This is a genomic window from Pseudoalteromonas sp. 2CM28B, from assembly GCF_023161935.1.
In genome coordinates this window covers 13,315-29,628 of sequence record NZ_JALNTH010000008.1, presented here as the reverse complement: position 1 = coordinate 29,628, position 16,314 = coordinate 13,315, and the positions used below count along the sequence as shown (strand labels likewise).

The 16,314-nt window shown below is 40.2% G+C and carries 20 protein-coding genes; 4 read left to right on the top strand and 16 right to left on the bottom strand.

The window, feature by feature from the left end; all coding sequences use genetic code 11:
- Positions 1-10: 10 nt before the first annotated feature.
- From MTN96_RS12960 to MTN96_RS12890, 15 genes are all read right to left on the bottom strand, one after another.
- Complete coding sequence (locus MTN96_RS12960) at positions 11-1,000, bottom strand: family 2 glycosyl transferase (RefSeq protein WP_248531875.1); 990 nt, start codon at positions 998-1,000, stop codon at positions 11-13.
- A 15-nt stretch (positions 1,001-1,015) separates the two neighbouring features.
- On the bottom strand, positions 1,016-1,753 hold the full coding sequence (locus MTN96_RS12955) for a glycosyltransferase family 2 protein (RefSeq protein ID WP_248461989.1): 738 nt from the start codon (positions 1,751-1,753) through the stop codon (positions 1,016-1,018).
- 12 nt (positions 1,754-1,765) lie between these two features.
- Positions 1,766-2,122: an acyl-CoA synthetase gene (locus tag MTN96_RS12950; RefSeq protein ID WP_248531874.1), complete on the bottom strand. Its 357-nt coding sequence runs from the start codon at positions 2,120-2,122 to the stop codon at positions 1,766-1,768.
- Positions 2,115-3,455, bottom strand: coding sequence for an AMP-binding protein (locus tag MTN96_RS12945; protein ID WP_248531873.1), 1,341 nt, complete (start codon positions 3,453-3,455; stop codon positions 2,115-2,117). The genes MTN96_RS12950 and MTN96_RS12945 overlap by 8 nt, the downstream gene beginning before the upstream one ends.
- Positions 3,439-4,005 carry a hypothetical protein gene (locus tag MTN96_RS12940; protein WP_248531872.1) on the bottom strand — a complete coding sequence of 189 codons (567 nt, stop codon included), beginning with the start codon at positions 4,003-4,005 and terminating at the stop codon, positions 3,439-3,441. Before MTN96_RS12940 ends, MTN96_RS12945 begins: the two co-directional genes overlap by 17 nt.
- Entirely contained in the window at positions 4,005-4,259 is a 255-nt protein-coding gene (locus MTN96_RS12935) for an acyl carrier protein (RefSeq protein ID WP_055019171.1), read from the bottom strand. The genes MTN96_RS12940 and MTN96_RS12935 overlap by 1 nt, the downstream gene beginning before the upstream one ends.
- Before the next feature lie 51 nt (positions 4,260-4,310).
- Positions 4,311-4,568 (bottom strand): phosphopantetheine-binding protein, encoded by a 258-nt coding sequence (locus tag MTN96_RS12930; protein ID WP_055019106.1) that lies wholly within the window; start codon positions 4,566-4,568, stop codon positions 4,311-4,313.
- Complete coding sequence (locus tag MTN96_RS12925) at positions 4,561-5,355, bottom strand: 1-acyl-sn-glycerol-3-phosphate acyltransferase (RefSeq protein ID WP_248531871.1); 795 nt, start codon at positions 5,353-5,355, stop codon at positions 4,561-4,563. Before MTN96_RS12925 ends, MTN96_RS12930 begins: the two co-directional genes overlap by 8 nt.
- Positions 5,334-6,065, bottom strand: coding sequence for a beta-ketoacyl synthase chain length factor (locus MTN96_RS12920; RefSeq protein ID WP_248461984.1), 732 nt, complete (start codon positions 6,063-6,065; stop codon positions 5,334-5,336). The genes MTN96_RS12925 and MTN96_RS12920 overlap by 22 nt, the downstream gene beginning before the upstream one ends.
- 82 nt (positions 6,066-6,147) lie before the next feature.
- Positions 6,148-6,672, bottom strand: a complete 525-nt coding sequence (locus tag MTN96_RS12915) for a hypothetical protein (RefSeq protein ID WP_146258056.1) — start codon at positions 6,670-6,672, stop codon at positions 6,148-6,150.
- Positions 6,673-7,758, bottom strand: coding sequence for a beta-ketoacyl synthase N-terminal-like domain-containing protein (locus tag MTN96_RS12910; protein ID WP_248531870.1), 1,086 nt, complete (start codon positions 7,756-7,758; stop codon positions 6,673-6,675).
- Complete coding sequence (locus tag MTN96_RS12905; protein WP_055019111.1) at positions 7,758-8,030, bottom strand: hypothetical protein; 273 nt, start codon at positions 8,028-8,030, stop codon at positions 7,758-7,760. The genes MTN96_RS12910 and MTN96_RS12905 overlap by 1 nt, the downstream gene beginning before the upstream one ends.
- Positions 8,021-9,184, bottom strand: a complete 1,164-nt coding sequence (locus tag MTN96_RS12900; protein ID WP_248531869.1) for an ABC transporter permease — start codon at positions 9,182-9,184, stop codon at positions 8,021-8,023. Before MTN96_RS12900 ends, MTN96_RS12905 begins: the two co-directional genes overlap by 10 nt.
- A complete protein-coding gene (locus MTN96_RS12895; RefSeq protein WP_248531868.1) occupies positions 9,178-10,101 on the bottom strand; it encodes an ABC transporter ATP-binding protein in 924 nt (307 codons plus the stop codon). Before MTN96_RS12895 ends, MTN96_RS12900 begins: the two co-directional genes overlap by 7 nt.
- A gap of 43 nt (positions 10,102-10,144) precedes the next feature.
- On the bottom strand, positions 10,145-12,178 hold the full coding sequence (locus MTN96_RS12890) for an FAD-dependent oxidoreductase (protein ID WP_248531867.1): 2,034 nt from the start codon (positions 12,176-12,178) through the stop codon (positions 10,145-10,147).
- Positions 12,179-12,417: 239 nt separating this feature from the next.
- On the opposite strand from MTN96_RS12890, the gene MTN96_RS12885 reads away from it, so the two are divergent.
- Positions 12,418-13,236 (top strand): hypothetical protein, encoded by an 819-nt coding sequence (locus tag MTN96_RS12885; protein ID WP_248531866.1) that lies wholly within the window; start codon positions 12,418-12,420, stop codon positions 13,234-13,236.
- Positions 13,237-13,290: 54 nt separating this feature from the next.
- Here the strand turns inward: MTN96_RS12885 and MTN96_RS12880 are convergent, their stop codons facing one another.
- Positions 13,291-13,731, bottom strand: coding sequence for a DUF2141 domain-containing protein (locus MTN96_RS12880; RefSeq protein WP_248531865.1), 441 nt, complete (start codon positions 13,729-13,731; stop codon positions 13,291-13,293).
- 81 nt (positions 13,732-13,812) lie between these two features.
- Here MTN96_RS12880 and MTN96_RS12875 point away from each other — a divergent pair, with 81 nt between their 5' ends.
- Genes MTN96_RS12875 through MTN96_RS12865 form a run of 3 tightly spaced genes read left to right on the top strand, consistent with a single transcriptional unit; the run spans position 13,813 to position 16,311 of the window.
- Positions 13,813-14,733: a dialkylrecorsinol condensing enzyme gene (locus tag MTN96_RS12875; RefSeq protein ID WP_248461977.1), complete on the top strand. Its 921-nt coding sequence runs from the start codon at positions 13,813-13,815 to the stop codon at positions 14,731-14,733.
- Positions 14,734-14,742: 9 nt separating this feature from the next.
- Positions 14,743-15,897: a beta-ketoacyl-ACP synthase III gene (locus MTN96_RS12870; protein ID WP_248531864.1), complete on the top strand. Its 1,155-nt coding sequence runs from the start codon at positions 14,743-14,745 to the stop codon at positions 15,895-15,897.
- Between the two features lie 12 nt (positions 15,898-15,909).
- A complete protein-coding gene (locus tag MTN96_RS12865) occupies positions 15,910-16,311 on the top strand; it encodes a hypothetical protein (RefSeq protein WP_248531863.1) in 402 nt (133 codons plus the stop codon).
- Positions 16,312-16,314 lie beyond the last annotated feature (3 nt).

Below are 16,314 nucleotides of genomic sequence, written 5' to 3'. Positions count from 1 at the left end.
CTCCAGATATTTAGCTAGGCTTTGAATCTTTGTCGCTGGCTTTTTGCCAAAAGTTAAAAAAATTGTACCATTGATAAGGCGCTTTTTTACAATAAAACTCAAGACGCTCAGCAAACTTTGTTGCCATTGCTTGAAAATGCGCTTGGCGCTCTTTGCGTTTTACTTTAATGGGGTCGGCAAACTTCTCAATATAGGTTCTATAGCGCCCGTGTTCATTAATGCAAAACATTAGAAACACTGGGCATTCCATAATGTTCGCCAGCGCGAATGGACCAACAGCAAAAGGGGCTTGTTCCCCTAAAAACGGCGCTTGATGCACACTTGTTGGGTTATTGACCGAGGTTCTATCAGCAAAGATAACCACTGCTTCACCATCATCAATTTTTTGTTTTAGTTTAATCGTGTCATCAGGACCGAAGTTATTAATATGAATAAAATTAATGGCCGCTTCTTTGTTTACTTTCTTTAAGAAATTATTGAATGACGGGGTATGCTCATTATAAGTGATCACATTAAGTGGACGCTTATTATCACCCATACTAAAAATTGCGCGGCATATTTCCATATTACCTAAATGAGCACTAAAGATAACCGCCCCTTTGGCTTGCACTAACTCTTGATAACCGTCAGGGGTCGCAATCTCAATATCTTTGATATTTACTTTACCAAGCCAAGCATCAAACTTATCGAGAATTGCCATACCAAATGAAAAATACAATTTAAAACCTTGCTTAAAGCGCGCTAAGCCGACCCGCTTTTGCCCACCCATGCTGGTGTTTAAATTGTCTAAGTAATGCCAAATCGCATGTCGTGATAAACGTCCCGTAATATAAAAGTAAAACATCACAGGCGTTAATACGACTTTAAATAACCATTTGCCAAATACTTTATAAATAAACACTAACACTTCAATACCAAACATCGAGCCACGCTCTTTTAATTGTGACCAATGAAAAGTACTGTCGTTGTGCGGTTGCTGTGGTTTGTTGTTATCTGACACAGTGTTTATTACTTCCTATTTAAATTTATTCGCGATGAGCCGAGGTAAACGCAGCAACATACCAAAAAATAAACGCGTATGCATTTTTGATATCAAAACATTATCTTCCCATACATTAAAGTGGGATACACCATTTTCTGGGTACAATACTTTGGTTTTAATGAACTCAACGGGTGTGCCCTGCCAATAAAGCTTTACCATGACCTCAATATCAAAATCCATCTTATTGCCTAAGCGCGTGTTATTTATTAACTGCACATAAGCAGCTAACGGATAAACCCGAAAGCCACACATAGTGTCTTTAATTTTGAAAGAAAGCGTTTCAATATAGACCCAAAAGTGAGTAATAAAACGACCGTAATAGCGCCCTTTAGATATTGACTCATCATAAACAGGCTGACCGCTGACCAATGCCGTGGGAGCAAACTTAGAGCGTGTGATTAGTTGCTCTACATCATTCAAGTCGTGCTGACCATCCGCATCAACTTGTATAGCATGGCTCCATCCTGCTTGGTGGGCATGAGCTAACCCTGTTTGTACAGCAGCACCTTTACCACCATTTTGCGTTCTACGAACAAGCGTGACCAGAGCAAACTCTCGCTCAACATCCTCTAACACTGTTTGAGTTTGTTGATTACTGCCATCATCGACCAAAATAATTGGTAAATTAAAACTCACTAAAGCTGCGATGGTATCGCGAATCACTAAATGATGATTGTAATTTGGGATCACAAATCCGTATTGGCTGCTCATGATCAGTTCGCCTTATTCATCTGCAAGTACCACTTTGCCAGAGGCATGCTGACCATGTGTGGAACTGTAGCTAAAGCTAAATTTATTTGCTTTGATTTTTTTCAAACACAGGTCAACCTCATAATTAGGCTGTACAATAATTTGAAATTTCAGGGCATCAATCGACACTGTTTTAGTGCAATCGACCGCCATAAACTCTGTTAAATAGTGCATCACCCAGTCAAGCTGTGCTACACCAGGTAAAATAGCAGCCTGAGGAAAATGGCCTTGGAAATAATAGAGATTTTCAGGAATTGTTAACTTTAGCAAAACGTGTTTATCACTTTGCTCAATCAGCTGACAATCAGGTTTATATACAAAATCAGTCAAACAACTTCTCCAACTGCGCTTTATTAAGTTTACCCTGCGAGTTGTGTGGCAACTCAGTTAAATAACGATACTTTCTAGGTATCACTAAGGGTTCGAAAAATGCTTTTAAATGTGTTTTTAATGCTTGAGAAAACTTAAATTTGCCAAGCTGCTCTAATGCCTGCTCGCCAGCCTCTGTTAATACTAATACAGCGGCAATTTCATCTCGCTTGCCAGTACTTGTATCATGTTGCAGTAATAAAACATAACTATCTACAACCCAATCAGACTGGTTTACTCTGAGGCTTATTTCATCGAGTGAACAACGTTTTTCTTCTATTTTGACAATCCGGTCAGCGCGACCTAATAAATTAAACTGGTTATTTGTCAATAACTGCACCCGGTCATCCGTCTGATACCACTGCCCATTATCAACATAAGGAGATGAAATAATAAGTCGCTGACAATCATCGAGTTTAAGCTTAATTGTTGAAAAAGTCTGCCAATGACCCTGGCTGTTTTGTCTACGCCAAGCAATACCACCGGTTTCTGTACTGCCTAATACTTCTATTGGCGAATCACCGAGTTGACTCGCCAACTGCATAGCCGCGGCGGTTTTTAGTGGCCCACCTGATGAGAATAATCCACGTATTCTATGCTTTATAGCCACAAGCACATTATCTTGTACTAATCGATGATAATAAGCAGGGCTGCTGATCACAACAAAGTCATGATCATCATTTTGTTGATTTATAAAGTGCAGTAAATGCTCTGGGTAATCAAAGCTATTAAAACAGACATCGCGCCCACTATACAGTGGCCACAAAACCTTAAACAATAAACCATAAATGTGCTGATGCGACACCGTGGCAACCATCATGGTTTGTTGCATTTGATCAGCAAATTGCTGTTCCAACTCTTTAACTTCAATCAATAACTGGGAAAAGGTTTTATCAATTGCTTTTGGCGTCCCACTTGAGCCAGAGGTAAAAAATCTAATCGCGGCGTTTTCATCAACCTTAATGGCAGTATTTACCACATGCTCAACACTAATGTGTTTATTAAAAGCCACTTCTGCACAGGTGTTATCGGCTATGCCAGTGAATGCCTCAGCTTGTGCTAAGCACTGTGCAAGCTGCTCTGGTTGGCCATTTTGTGGCAATACAATGGACTTGTTTGCGGCTAATAACGCAAAAAACAAAACACTGAATTGGTAACTGTCAGCATCAAATAATAACCATGTTTGTTCATCACGTGCAGCAAATACACGTGCATGGGCATGTACTTGCTGTTGCCAAATGGCATAGCCATGATTTTGACAATAAAAGTAGGTCTTGTTAGTCGGCCATTTCATTTGATTTATTTTTTGCCTTTTGAAACTTTCTTATTATAAATTCTACGACCATTAATATCCCTATTAACAAATAGGAAATTAAACCATTATAGGTTAGCCAAACCACTGGTTCTGGATGAAAAATCGTTGCTGTCGCAATTAATCCATTAATGATAAAAAATCCACACCATACTTTTGTTACTTTACGGGTGTAACGCTTGCCGTGCTCGTCAAGCGTTTCAAATTTACTGGCAATCACTTCAATAAAACTAGGTGGGTTGTAAAGTGAATAGGCAAATACAGCTAAAAAGCAGCTACTTATTACCACTGGGTAAAACTTCAGTGCCAATTCAGAGTTAGCAAAAGTCGCAAAACTTAATACAGCTATACCACTGATAGTTATTATTTTCATGTGTGCAAAATTAACTATACTGCTTTTTGTTAACCAGTATCGCGCTAAAAGCACCACAATAAAGAGTGCAGCAATTAACGCAGGCTCGCTAAACTGCAAGCCAAAATACACGGCTAGTGGATATAGAAAAAGTAACCCAACTAGCACGGCTTTATTCATTAAGCGTCTGCTGTCATCAGTTTTTCAACTGCATCAATGACGTCTTGCACTGTACGGACTTGTTTAAAGTCATTTGGCTCGATTTTTTTACCGGTTTGCTCACGTAATTTAACGACCAAATCAACCGCATCAATGCTGTCTAAATCAAGGTCTTCGTATAGATTCGCGCTGTAGGTAATATCTTCTGCATCTATTTCAAAATCCTGCTCTAGGATTTCGCTTAGCATTGCAAAAATTTTATCGCCATTATTCATGTTTTCATTACTCATAGTTACTTCCAAACAATGCAGAGTGACTGCAGTTTATTATGCCCGTGTTGAGGCAATAAAATCACACAAGGTTTTAACCGAGTAAAAATGTTTTTTACTGTCATCGGTATTACCATCAATTTTTACGTCATAAGCTTTTTTAATCGCGACACCTAATTCAAGTGCATCAATTGAATCAAGGCCTAAACCATCGACGAATAACGCTTCATTATCATTAATATCTGATGCTTCTATATCTTCCAAATCAAGGGTTTCAATGATTAGTTGTTTTACTTCAGTGCTTAAATCACTCATGTTTTAATTTTTCCTCGTTAAAATAAGCTTGTAAATCGCGTGTTAGTTGTCTAACAGTGTTAGTTACATGATCACCTTTTAAATAAGGTTTTATCTCATAAATCGGTAGCACGCGCATTTTAAAGGTAAAGCGACGATCAGTCACTTGATACCACTTTTGCCCTTTGGTCAGCGTGACCGGTGACACATCTATCAAAATCGGCAACATATCGACTTCAGTGCGAAGCGCGATATTTGCTGCACCTCGTTTAAATTCCCATGGCTTTTCGGGAACACTTCGCGTACCTTCAGGGAATACAATCAAGTTATTACCACAGGCAAAACTTTGCTGACACTGATTTAAAAAACATTCAGGATCAGCATCATTGTTGATATAACCCGTAGCCTTTACAACACCTTTTAAAAATGGATTTTTCCAAAGGTCCGCTTTGACGACACAATCAGCATTTCTGACTATCGAAATTAGCACCACCACATCTATCAAAGAAGGATGATTGGCGATAATTAGCTGTCCTTTCGCATTTTTTATTGCATCTAATTTATCAAGATCGATTCGTAAAATACCAACTAGGCGCATATAACCGACAAAAAATTTAAACGAATAATGTACCGCGGTGCGAGCCGCTTGATTTCGTTGGTTTATATCCGAATAAAGTAAACGTTGAATTGAAAACACCAGAACCGATAAAACCAAGCCTCCGCCGCTAAATAAAGCAAACGCACTGCCTGTAGCTATTACGCGATATAGTTTAGTGAATGAAGCTTTCATATCTGACTTAACTGCCATTGATAGCGTTTTGAATCAAGCACTAACTGTTTATTATTTGAATAATAAAAACGCAAAAATGCCAATGCCTGTAATTGTGATGACTCAGTACCACTAGGCTGGTTATGACTGGTAAATTCCAAATTAATGCACGCTTGCGATGTGCTTTTCTCTATTAACAAAGCCACAGCAACGTTATCAGGACTTTGTTGCACATAAGGTTGATATTGCTCCGGTACGGCTAAATCACTATATACATATAAAATACGGTCATAATTGTAAGCATGTAATTTTGAGACCGCATCAACCAAGCCCATAAAAAAGCTATCTTCGCCAGCCGACACAGCAGACAAAGGCGCTTTATTACCGGTAAAGATGCTAAATAAACCACCTACAGCGTTATGAACAGATAAACCAAAATGGGTTGGAGATAATGCCTCTTTACTTGCTACATCAGCAATTAATTTGCTTGTTTTGTGTAAATCCCCATGGCGAGATGAAAATACGCTAGGTACTGTTTGTTCATAGGATTCACAGGCAGCAAGTGCACAATGCAGCGTTAATTTAGCAAACGGACTAAGACGCCTGCGCTGCATAGCTGGCATTTGTTTCAATTCAGGAAAAGTTAACGTTCGAGTGTTTAGACTTCTATTATTAGCAAACGCATACCAATCCTCGGTACTAGCCTTACCATCGCCCCAAGCAACACATTTTTTTACAACAAATTTCAACGTAACAATCCCTATTACAAAGGTGATGAGAAAAAGAGGCTAGATTCTACAGCCCTGCATGCTCGGATTCAAGTAGAAGACACTAATCTTTGCCACGTTCGCTGGAAAAACCAGCATTTTCCACTATTTTAACTGAACAATGACGTATTTTATCATCTTCATGCCACACTACTAAGATAGCAATATCAATGATCCCACTTTCCATGTCAGCTTGAGCTAATAGTTGATTCTTTTTCATTCCTGACTTATCTGAGCCGATAAATAAATTAGGGCCGTTAATAAAATAAGCACTAGCAAGGTAATAATTAGCGGCATTGCCCACACTCGCAACAAAGCTAAGCGGCTTAATGGCTTCACAGTTGTGTACGTCAAGCAACATAGATTGCATTAAATCACTAGAAAAATAATCAGCGCAACTGTACAAGCCAATCCGCGAGGTTAAATCAATGCCCTGCTTTGCCCTAAAAACGGCCAATAAGGCAATCAGTGTAAATGCATCCATTCTACGAACTGTTAAACCTGTCTCTTGTTTTATTTGCTGGCGCAGTGCTTTTATATCCAGTGATTTATCTAAACTAACTAATGAGTTTGCAAGTACGTTCATCATCTAAGCCTTATGCCTTTGCATCACTAACGCTGCGTTATTGCCACCAAAACCAAAGTAGTTAAGTAGCACAGTGTTTACCTGCGTAAAGTCTGGCTTTACATAAAACGGCCACATTAATTCTTTGCTATCGTGAGCATAACTTGCCACTACGTAATTTTGTTGTTGCTGACATTGCTGGTACAAGGCTATTTCAATAACACCACACGCTCCCAAGGTGTGACCTGTAAAAGGCTTGAAAGCGATTAAAGGTGGTTGGTGCTGGTTAAAAACCCTTGTTAATGCGTTGCACTCTGCTTCATCGTTACCAAGCGTTGCTGTGCCATGAACCTTAACAACATCAATCTCGCTAGCACTAATACCGGCATCGCTAAGCGCATCGCTGATCACTTGCGCAATATGGCTGCCGTCTTCTTGCGTCATAGTTAAACTGTAAGTATCACAAGCAGAAGCACCACCTAACAACTTAAACTGACACTGCTCAGCTGCTTTTTCAGATAGGTACAATGCAGCAAGGCCTTCTCCTAACACCAGACCGGAGCGCCCTTTAGCAAATGCGGCTAAGCCAGATTGACTAATCAAATCTAGCGACTTAAACCCTTCGACTGTTAAAGGATTATAAAATTCACAGCCAATGACTAGCGCATTGTCTATTTTACCTTGGGCAATTAAGCGTTTTGCGTATAAACATGCATTAGCGCTAGCGGTACAGGCCGTACTAAAAGTAAATTCTAAGTCATTGAGCCCATAACGCTGAACTAAAGCCCGATTTATTTTGTTGGTTGTAGAGAGCCAAAGTTCATCACTGGCACCAATATCAACTGCACTGATATCTAATGATGTTGAACCTAAAAACAAACATGTGGCTTTAAGATCCTCAGCAGTTAATGAAAGTTTTGCAAACAGCGGTAATAACAATTGATCAAAGTAAGCTAAAATGTCGCCAAATTGACAGTTGTCTATTTCATCTCTAAATGATTTAAACGCCACTACTTCACTTTCGTTAGTCTGTACTTTATTGCTTGTTTCAGTGCCTAGCGTTGCACACATCACTTCACTGGCATTTAAATAGACACTGCGTAAAGCCATTATTTTTCGCGCTCACTAACAATAAAATCAACAATAGTATCAATAGACTGCAAATGCTTACGAGTTTCTTTCGAGCCCTCAACTTTAATACCAAAATGCTGCTTTAGTACTAAAGATAATTGCAACGCGTCTAATGAGTCTAAATTTATGCGTGACTGACTACCAAATAAAGGCTCTGAGTCGATAATGTCTTCAGGGGCAAAATCATCTTCTTTGTCACACTCGGTAATAATCAGCTGCTTTAATTGTAGTTTTAGTTCGGCTAATTCCATGTCAAATTCCTCATTTTTTTATTAAATATCCATAGAGCGGCACTAAAGCATGACAATGAAAAACCCCAAAGTAATACGCTGTAATGCCAAAAACTGTGTGTCATTGTCTCGCCCATTATTAACCTTAAAATTTGTGCTGACCAATACATAGGCGAACCATTTGCCAGTGCTGCAAGATTGCTTGGCATGATCTCAAGCGGCACCATAAAGCCACTCATTGCCGCTAGGATGATATTCACCCCTCCCCCAACAACAATAGCTTGCTCATAGCTTGATACTAAACTGGCTAAAAATAATGCAAAGGAAATAGCCGCAACACTTAAACTGATTAATGCAATCACACACAAGCTCAAGCTGTTTAGAGATAGTAGCGGCAATTCTAAACAATACGGGATCACCACGCAGCCTATTAACGCTAATAACACTGTTTGCACTAAGCTTACGAGTGTATAGGCACATGCTTTATTATAAAAGTAACGCGCCATGCTAATAGGGTAGGTTTTTAACCGCACTAAGGTGCCATTATTTCGCTCGTTTATAAAAGTTAAAGAGACTGGTAACACAATAAAATACACGCCAAACACCCACCATGCAGGAATACTATTTAATGCTGGGTTGTGTAGCGCTTTTGCAGGAGTATTGGCAAGTAAATAATTGACATCAGATGCTGTGATTACTGCGTTTATTTGCTCATCAATAACGGCATCGGCGTCTAAATCACCAGTTTCGAGCATATATAAATAAAGTTTCAGTTGTGCCAAACACGCTTTCACTTTTTCTCGCAGTAATAAACGTGTTTGTGGGGCAAGATCATCACTTATAATAAGTTGTAACTGGCTTGTACCTTGGCGCATAAGGATTTGTTGATCAAACTGCGGATTGATAATCAACTGACTGACTTGCTCGGTTCTGCTTTTATTAGCGCTAATAGTAAACCCTTGTGCTTGCAGTAACTTAGTAATAACCAGGCTGTGTTGGCTATTATTTTCACCCGCCACTGACAGTACCAAGTTCTGCTGTATACTTTGTTGTGACTGACTACTTGCCATGGTCATAATCACCATGAACACGATGGGCATAAGCAATAAGACTGCTAAACTGTGCAAATCATTAGCAATTAAGCGCGCTTCTTTTTTCAGTGTGTGAATTAACATGCCTGCTCCGAAAACAACGCCCGATAAAGCTGCTCAATTTGGTTATCAGAAAAATTAACAGACTTTATTTCATCACTAAGCTGACTTAAAGCGCTAAAAAGACTGCCAAGTAGCTTGGTGTCTGAAATAGTCAACTGATACTGAGCCTCACTAATCACTCTTAATTGCTCTGTAAATAACGCTAACTGCATCTGAGATAAACGGTTTTTAGTAATAAAGTTAAGCGTGAATTGAGCACTGTTAATAGCTTGGTTGGCGACAACTTTACCGTCTTTTATAAACACTACATCGTCACATAATTGCGCCACTTCGTATAACAAGTGTGAGGTGTAAACCAAGGTTTTTCCTTGTTTTTTTAAATCCTGCAACAAACTAATAATGGCATCACGAGAGAGCGGATCGATTCCCACAGTCGGCTCATCTAAAAATATAATATCAGGTTGTTTGCTCAGTGCGATTGCGATATTTAAACGCCGTTTATAGCCACCTGAAAGTGTACTTGCTCGTTTATTAGTAACCGCTTGTAAATTGCAGGCAGCAATTGCGGATTCAATATACTGAGCATGTAAACGGCGATTTTTTTCACTTATTGCAACAAAAAAAGCAAGATTATCATACACAGTTAGCTCTTCATAAAAGGCAAAATCTTGTGGTACTAAAGCCACTTTTTTTGCTATTGCCTGTTTTAGGCTTAACTGTTGATAATGCGGGTACTCTATCCGTCCTGCAGCAGGGGCTAACAAGCCAGTCATTAACGAAATTAATGTCGATTTACCTGCGCCATTTGGGCCTAAAATAGCGGTGCATGTCCCTTGTTTTAACTGCAGTGAGACAGCATCAACCGTCAACCGTTCAGCCCCTTTATAAGCAAAGCTAAGTTGTTGTAGTTCCAACATGATAGGAGCTATTTTTGCCATAAGGTATCCTGCGCCATGATTACTGTCCTTGTTGTTATTTTAATTATAAACGTTGCGCAAGGTTAAACGCCTCGCCAATAGCCCGTTGTAAATCTAGTTTTTCGGCTTTTAATGCACCACCAATATAGCTTACAGGAATAGATAGTTCATCTAGCTGCTGATGATTACAAGGTAATACGGGTTCTTGCCCACTACAAATCACAACATGGTCGACCGCCAAAATCCGCTCTCTTTTTCGTACGCTGATATGTAACCCTTGTTGATCAATTTTAGTGTAATTTACCGCAGCTAACATCTTAACACCTTGATGTTTTAAATGTTCACGGTGGATCCAACCTGTGGTTTTCCCCAAGTCAGCCCCATGCTTTCGTAACTTTCGCTGTAATAAGTACACTTTAGGTGCTGTATCAGCACTGTCTGCTTTCGGCTGTTTATTTATCACACCACCCGGTGAATTCACCGTTAAATCAATGCCCCATTGATTCGAAAAACCCTGCGCAGTTTGTTGCACACTGTGCCCAGATTGATTGCCAGTAATAAAACTTGCAACATCAAAACCTATGCCACCAGAGCCGACAATCGCCACATTGCCTTTAATTGACACGCTACCATCTAACACTGCTTGATAGCCGACCACTTTCGGGTCATCAATTCCCACAATATCAGGTGTATAGCCCTTCACCCCAGTAGCAACAACACAATGATCAAACTGAGCCAAGGTTGCAGTATCCGCTTGTGTATTCATGCAAACTTTCACATTAAGGCTCGATAAACGATTTTTAAAATACCGTAATGTTTCTTTAAACTCTTCTTTACCCGGGATATTTGCCGCTAATAAAAGTTGCCCACCAAGCTGGTTGCTTTGTTCAAACAAGCTCACTTTATGGCCTCGCTCAGCAGCATAAATTGCGCAGGCCATGCCCGCAGCCCCACCCCCGATAATAGCTATCTGTTTACTTTGTGTAGCTTTAGCTGTCAGTATTAAGGTTTCATTACATGCGCGAGGATTAACAATGCATGAAGCGGGTAAATTAACAAAAATATTATCGAGGCAAGCCTGATTACACGCTATACAGGTATTGATCTGTGCACTTTGGTTGTTATGTGCTTTGGTAACAAATTGGCTGTCAGCTAAAAATGGTCGCGCCATGGAAATAAAGTCAGCGTGTTCGTCCGCTAATAATTGCTCTGCGACTTCCGGGGTGTTGATACGATTACTGGTGATCACCGGCACCGAAACCGCCGCCTTTAAACGTTGGCTCAATGACGTAAATAGCGCCCTAGGAACACTGGTTACAATAGTCGGCACGCGTGACTCATGCCAGCCTATGCCTGAGTTGAGCATATCGACTCCAGCATCCTCAAGCGCATGTGCAAGCTGTAATACCTCAGCAAAAGTGCTGCCATCTGCTACTAAATCCAGTAATGATAACCTAAATACTAATAAAAATTCAGGGCCTACGGCTTGGCGAACATGTTTTACAGTTTCAATCGCAAAACGAATCCGATTTTCATAACACCCACCCCACTCATCAATGCGCTTATTGGTCGCTTTAACAATAAACTGGTTAATTAAATAACCTTCTGAGCCCATGATCTCAACGCCATCATAGCCTGCTTGTTTAGCAAGTTTTGCACATTGCGCAAAATCATTAATTTGTTTTTCTATTTCAGCGGTGGTTAATTCTTTTGGCATGTAAGGACTGATCGGTGCCTGAATGGCCGAAGGCGCGACTTGCTGAGGCTGATAGCCATAACGACCGGCGTGAAGTATTTGCATGCATATTTTAGTACCGTGTTGTTTTACGGCATCTGTTATGAGCTTATGCTGTGCCACCCCAGTTTGGCAATCAAGTACACTTCTATTCGGTGCCAGTATGCCTTCGGGGTTCGGAGAAATTCCCCCTGTGATTATTAAACCGACCCCACCCTGTGCACGTTCACCGTAAAAAGCAGCGAGACGAGTAAAGCCATCTGGTAGCTCTTCTAAATTTGTATGCATAGACCCCATTACCACGCGGTTTTTCAGCGTAGTAAAAGCTAAATGATAAGGGGCAAATAATCGACTGAATGACATACAAACTACACAACTCTGGTACAAAACCGCGCTAGAGTAGCAAGCTTTAATAATGACTGCAAAAATTACCCACTAATTTTCTTCGCAGCATATTAAACAGTGCATTTTATAGTCAAAATTAAAAATAAGGGCTTGTTGAATACCTAAACCGGCATTATGATAAAACTCAATTAACAGATAAAACGTTTTTACACTCTGTTTTTATTAATTTTATTTTACTATACCAACAAGGAATGGTTATGTTTTCATTCAAGCCTTTAATAATTGGCTTAACATTAGCAACCTTATCAAGCTCAGCATTTGCCCTGACAACAATAGAGCAGCGCGATTATGATCGTTTAGTTTCTGGTGATTTAACCGAAGTAAAAAAAGCCGCACAATCAATAGTCGCTAATAATACCAACAATGCTCAAGTGTTAGATGTACTAGCCGAATTTGTCGCACAAAACTATTTACATGCACCGGATTATCAACTCGATACCATTGCATGGGCGTGTCGCGCACTAGGTGAAACAGGTAACCCACGTTACCGAGAGTTACTCACTAGCATTGTAAACAGTAATGCTCATAAAAAAGTTCGTAAATACGCGAAACGCTCACTAAAAAGCTTACCTTCTACTGATGCGAGCCAATACGTTGTTGGTAGTATTGATTTAAAGAGCATACAAAAAGCGCCTGTTACAAACGGTTCATCATTAACTGGTGATGATAAAGCAATGTTTGATATTGCTTCAGGAAATTTAATTGAAATCAAAATGCTCGCGCAAAAATACACCACAAGTGGTATTCCTTCGCAACAAGTTGGCGACACCCTGGCTGAATATTTTGCCCAAAACTACAAAACGGGGCAACAACATCAATACGATACACTCGCATGGGTATGTAAAGGCTTAGCAACAGATAAAAACGGTCGCTATAAAGCCTTAATTGAAGATGCCGAAGAAAATAGTCCTATCCGCGCAGTGCGCAAGCATTGTCCTGACGAAATCGAAGGCAAAGGCCCTTACTATCAGGCAGGTACGGTTGACCTAATAGAAGTAGAAAAACAACTACAATAATACAGGGTCTGTAGACGTTATAAGGTCTACAAAACTTAATAACAACGCCGCATTTTAGCGGCGTTTTTTATTGTTCACTTTAATTTGAATCTCGCTATTTTGGCTAAACTCAAAGACAGCATCTTCAGGGGATGGCTGGCCAAACATCAAATTTGGGTTATTTGAAAAGCCAACCGGTTCTTTGGGTATCGAACTGGCGGCTAAGTCTAGCTCACCATTGCCATTTAAATCCTGAAAAAATCGAACACAATAGCTGCCTGCCTGCAGTGAAGTTGACTGCTCCAATGAGTTGGCTGAAACGACTACTTCTTGCGTGACTAGATTAGGTAACTCTTGCCAGCTTAAAGCCACATTACTGCAATCAAGAATTTGATAATGCACCGTGCCAGTGACCTGTTTAAATTTGGCAAACGAGAGTTTAAGTGTGTGTCGCTCCTTCGCGAAACTTTGGCTCATCATTAAGCTGATGGCTAATAATCCAATGAATTTTTTCATGCCTTACGCTCCTTTCTATGGCTTGAGTACCTATATCTAGGTATAATAACGGACTTTTAGGAAGTTACAAAAGGTTAAAGGATGCGCAAAGTTCTCGTTATTCACTACTCACAAACGGGTCAACTCACTCAAATAGCAGACTCTATCGTCTCACCGATTCAAGGCAGTGAAGATATAATTGTCGACTATCTTAATTTAAAACCAAGTAAGCCTTATCCTTTCCCTTGGCCCTTTTTAACCTTTTTCCATATCTTTCCCGAATGCGTGAAAATGGTTCCGCAGCCAATGGACCTTATAGAGTCTGCCCATGATGACTACGACCTGGTTATTTTAACTTACCAAGTATGGTTTTTATCACCTTCGTTACCTATATCTTCGTTTATGCAGTCTGAACAAGCGATTAAGCTACTCAACAACAAACCTGTTATTACTGTAATAGGTTGTCGTGGTATGTGGCTAAGCGCGCAAGAGAAAATGAAACAACTATTGAGTAATGTAAACGCTAAGCTCATTGATAATGTGGTACTAAGTGATGAATGCGGCACCGGTTTTAGCTTTTTAGCCACACCACTTTGGATGTTTTCTGGGAAAAAGAAATCAGTATCTTGGGTGCCAGCAGCGGGTGTAGCACAGCACGAAATAACCGCAGCAAGTCGTTTTGGCGTTGCTATCAAAAAAGCCTTATTAACCTTAGAGCCCGGGCACACATTAGATAAACCCGTGCTTAAAGGACTAGGCGCAGTCAAGGTGAACGAAAAGTTTATAGCCAGCGAACGTGTAGGCCAACATAGCTTTAAAATATGGAGTAAAATTTTAGCTACACTTGGCCCGATGCATTCAACGCGCCGAAGTTGTGGGCTATTGATCTATGTGTTATTTTTGCTGACCTTAATCATTACTGTTGTGCCAATAACAGCACTCATAAAAAAATTAATTGCCCCCTTAACTAGAAAAAGAATAGCCAAGCAAAAAGCCTATTTTGCTGAGCCATCTGGAGAGTAACCGTCCGTTATGGAAAATGCTGTATATATAAATAACTTACACGCTGTCTTACCCAATAGTCCTGTAAGCAATAAAGAAATGGAAGTCGTTTTAGGTGAGGTTGGCGGACAACGCTCCCGCGCAAAACCCGTTATATTACGGAGCAACCAGATAAAAACCAGATACTACGCCATTGACCCCGAAACTGGTGAATACAACTACACCAATGCGTCATTGGCTGCGGATGCAGTGCGTGGTTTGTTTAATAAGCTAGGCACACAACTTGAACAACTTGATTGCTTAGTAGCAAGTACGTCAATGGCTGACCAAATCATGCCTAATCACGGTGTGATGGTTCATGGCGAGCTTAAAAACCCTAGCCTTGAGGTCATCTCAACCGCCGGTATTTGTTTATGCGGAATCACCGCACTTAAATACGCTTATTTAAATGTAAAAGCAGGCGAAAGCCAGCACAGTGCAGTGGTAGCCAGTGAGCTTGCTTCAAATGTCATGCATTCGCGTAATTTTAATGCTGAGAGCGAACATAAAGTTGCAATGCTAAACCAAAAGCCTGAAATCGCCTTTGAAAAAGATTTTTTACGTTGGATGCTTTCTGACGGTGCTGGTGCTGCATTATTAAGTAACAAAGCCAACGACCACGGCTTGTCTTTACGTATAGACTGGATTGATGTCACTTCGTATGCTGATCAACTCGAGGCATGCATGTACGCCGGTGCTGAAAAAGTTAACGGTAAGCTAAAAAGTTGGACACGTTTTGATTCACAAGAGCGCGAACAGCACTCTATTTTATCAGTAAAACAAGACGTAAAACTGTTAAATGAAAATATTGTAAAATACACCGTAGAAGACGCACTGAGCAAGATAGTTCAAAAGCGAGGCATTAAAGCTTGTGATTACGACTTTTTCCTGCCGCATTATTCTTCGGGTTACTTTCGTGAGCGATTATTCGATGGCCTTTGTAATATAGACTTCCAAATTCCGTACGATAAATGGTTCACAAATTTAACGCAAAAAGGCAATACTGGCTCTGCGTCTATCTTTATTATGCTTGATGAACTGTTTAAATCAGGTCAATTAACTGATGGACAAACACTATTGTGTTATGTGCCTGAAAGCGGGCGTTTTTCTAGTGCTTTTATGCAGTTAACCGTGATTAACAAATAATGTGAGTCGCCTGTGAAAAAACATGATGTGCCCCAAGACAACAGCAAAACCTATCAAGGTCAAAACAAACTTGTTTACGCCGTGGATGAGAGCGGCCATTATGAAGGCGTAAAATCATCGGGTTGGGAAGTGGAAAGTTTTGCCACCCAACTGGCTGTTGACTATTTAAACGAGCAAACCAACGAAGCCCTAGCACAAGCGCAACGTGGTGAAGTGTCGCCATTAGCTTATCATATGTTAGCTAGGCGCTTCGATATTCCCACACTCGCTGGCGCCAGCGGTTTTTTTCAATGGCAAATTAAACGTCATTTACGCCCTTCGGTGTTTGCAAAATTGTCTGATAAAAAACTTAATCGCTACTGCGACACCTTAAAAATTAGCCGCGAAGCATTGCTGACTTTGCCCTCACAATAGATA

Excerpts from the sequence above, each read along its gene's own strand:
- MTN96_RS12955 (WP_248461989.1), bottom strand. The coding sequence starts at position 1,753 with ATGAGCAGCCAATACGGATTTGTGATCCCAAATTACAATCATCATTTA.
- MTN96_RS12945 (WP_248531873.1), bottom strand. The coding sequence starts at position 3,455 with ATGAAATGGCCGACTAACAAGACCTACTTTTATTGTCAAAATCATGGC.
- MTN96_RS12940 (WP_248531872.1), bottom strand. The coding sequence starts at position 4,005 with ATGAATAAAGCCGTGCTAGTTGGGTTACTTTTTCTATATCCACTAGCC.
- MTN96_RS12935 (WP_055019171.1), bottom strand. The coding sequence starts at position 4,259 with ATGAATAATGGCGATAAAATTTTTGCAATGCTAAGCGAAATCCTAGAG.
- MTN96_RS12930 (WP_055019106.1), bottom strand. The coding sequence starts at position 4,568 with ATGAGTGATTTAAGCACTGAAGTAAAACAACTAATCATTGAAACCCTT.
- MTN96_RS12925 (WP_248531871.1), bottom strand. The coding sequence starts at position 5,355 with ATGGCAGTTAAGTCAGATATGAAAGCTTCATTCACTAAACTATATCGC.
- MTN96_RS12915 (WP_146258056.1), bottom strand. The coding sequence starts at position 6,672 with ATGATGAACGTACTTGCAAACTCATTAGTTAGTTTAGATAAATCACTG.
- MTN96_RS12910 (WP_248531870.1), bottom strand. The coding sequence starts at position 7,758 with ATGGCTTTACGCAGTGTCTATTTAAATGCCAGTGAAGTGATGTGTGCA.
- MTN96_RS12905 (WP_055019111.1), bottom strand. The coding sequence starts at position 8,030 with ATGGAATTAGCCGAACTAAAACTACAATTAAAGCAGCTGATTATTACC.
- MTN96_RS12900 (WP_248531869.1), bottom strand. The coding sequence starts at position 9,184 with ATGTTAATTCACACACTGAAAAAAGAAGCGCGCTTAATTGCTAATGAT.
- MTN96_RS12895 (WP_248531868.1), bottom strand. The coding sequence starts at position 10,101 with ATGGCAAAAATAGCTCCTATCATGTTGGAACTACAACAACTTAGCTTT.
- MTN96_RS12890 (WP_248531867.1), bottom strand. The coding sequence starts at position 12,178 with ATGTCATTCAGTCGATTATTTGCCCCTTATCATTTAGCTTTTACTACG.
- MTN96_RS12885 (WP_248531866.1), top strand. The coding sequence starts at position 12,418 with ATGTTTTCATTCAAGCCTTTAATAATTGGCTTAACATTAGCAACCTTA.
- MTN96_RS12880 (WP_248531865.1), bottom strand. The coding sequence starts at position 13,731 with ATGAAAAAATTCATTGGATTATTAGCCATCAGCTTAATGATGAGCCAA.
- MTN96_RS12875 (WP_248461977.1), top strand. The coding sequence starts at position 13,813 with ATGCGCAAAGTTCTCGTTATTCACTACTCACAAACGGGTCAACTCACT.
- MTN96_RS12870 (WP_248531864.1), top strand. The coding sequence starts at position 14,743 with ATGGAAAATGCTGTATATATAAATAACTTACACGCTGTCTTACCCAAT.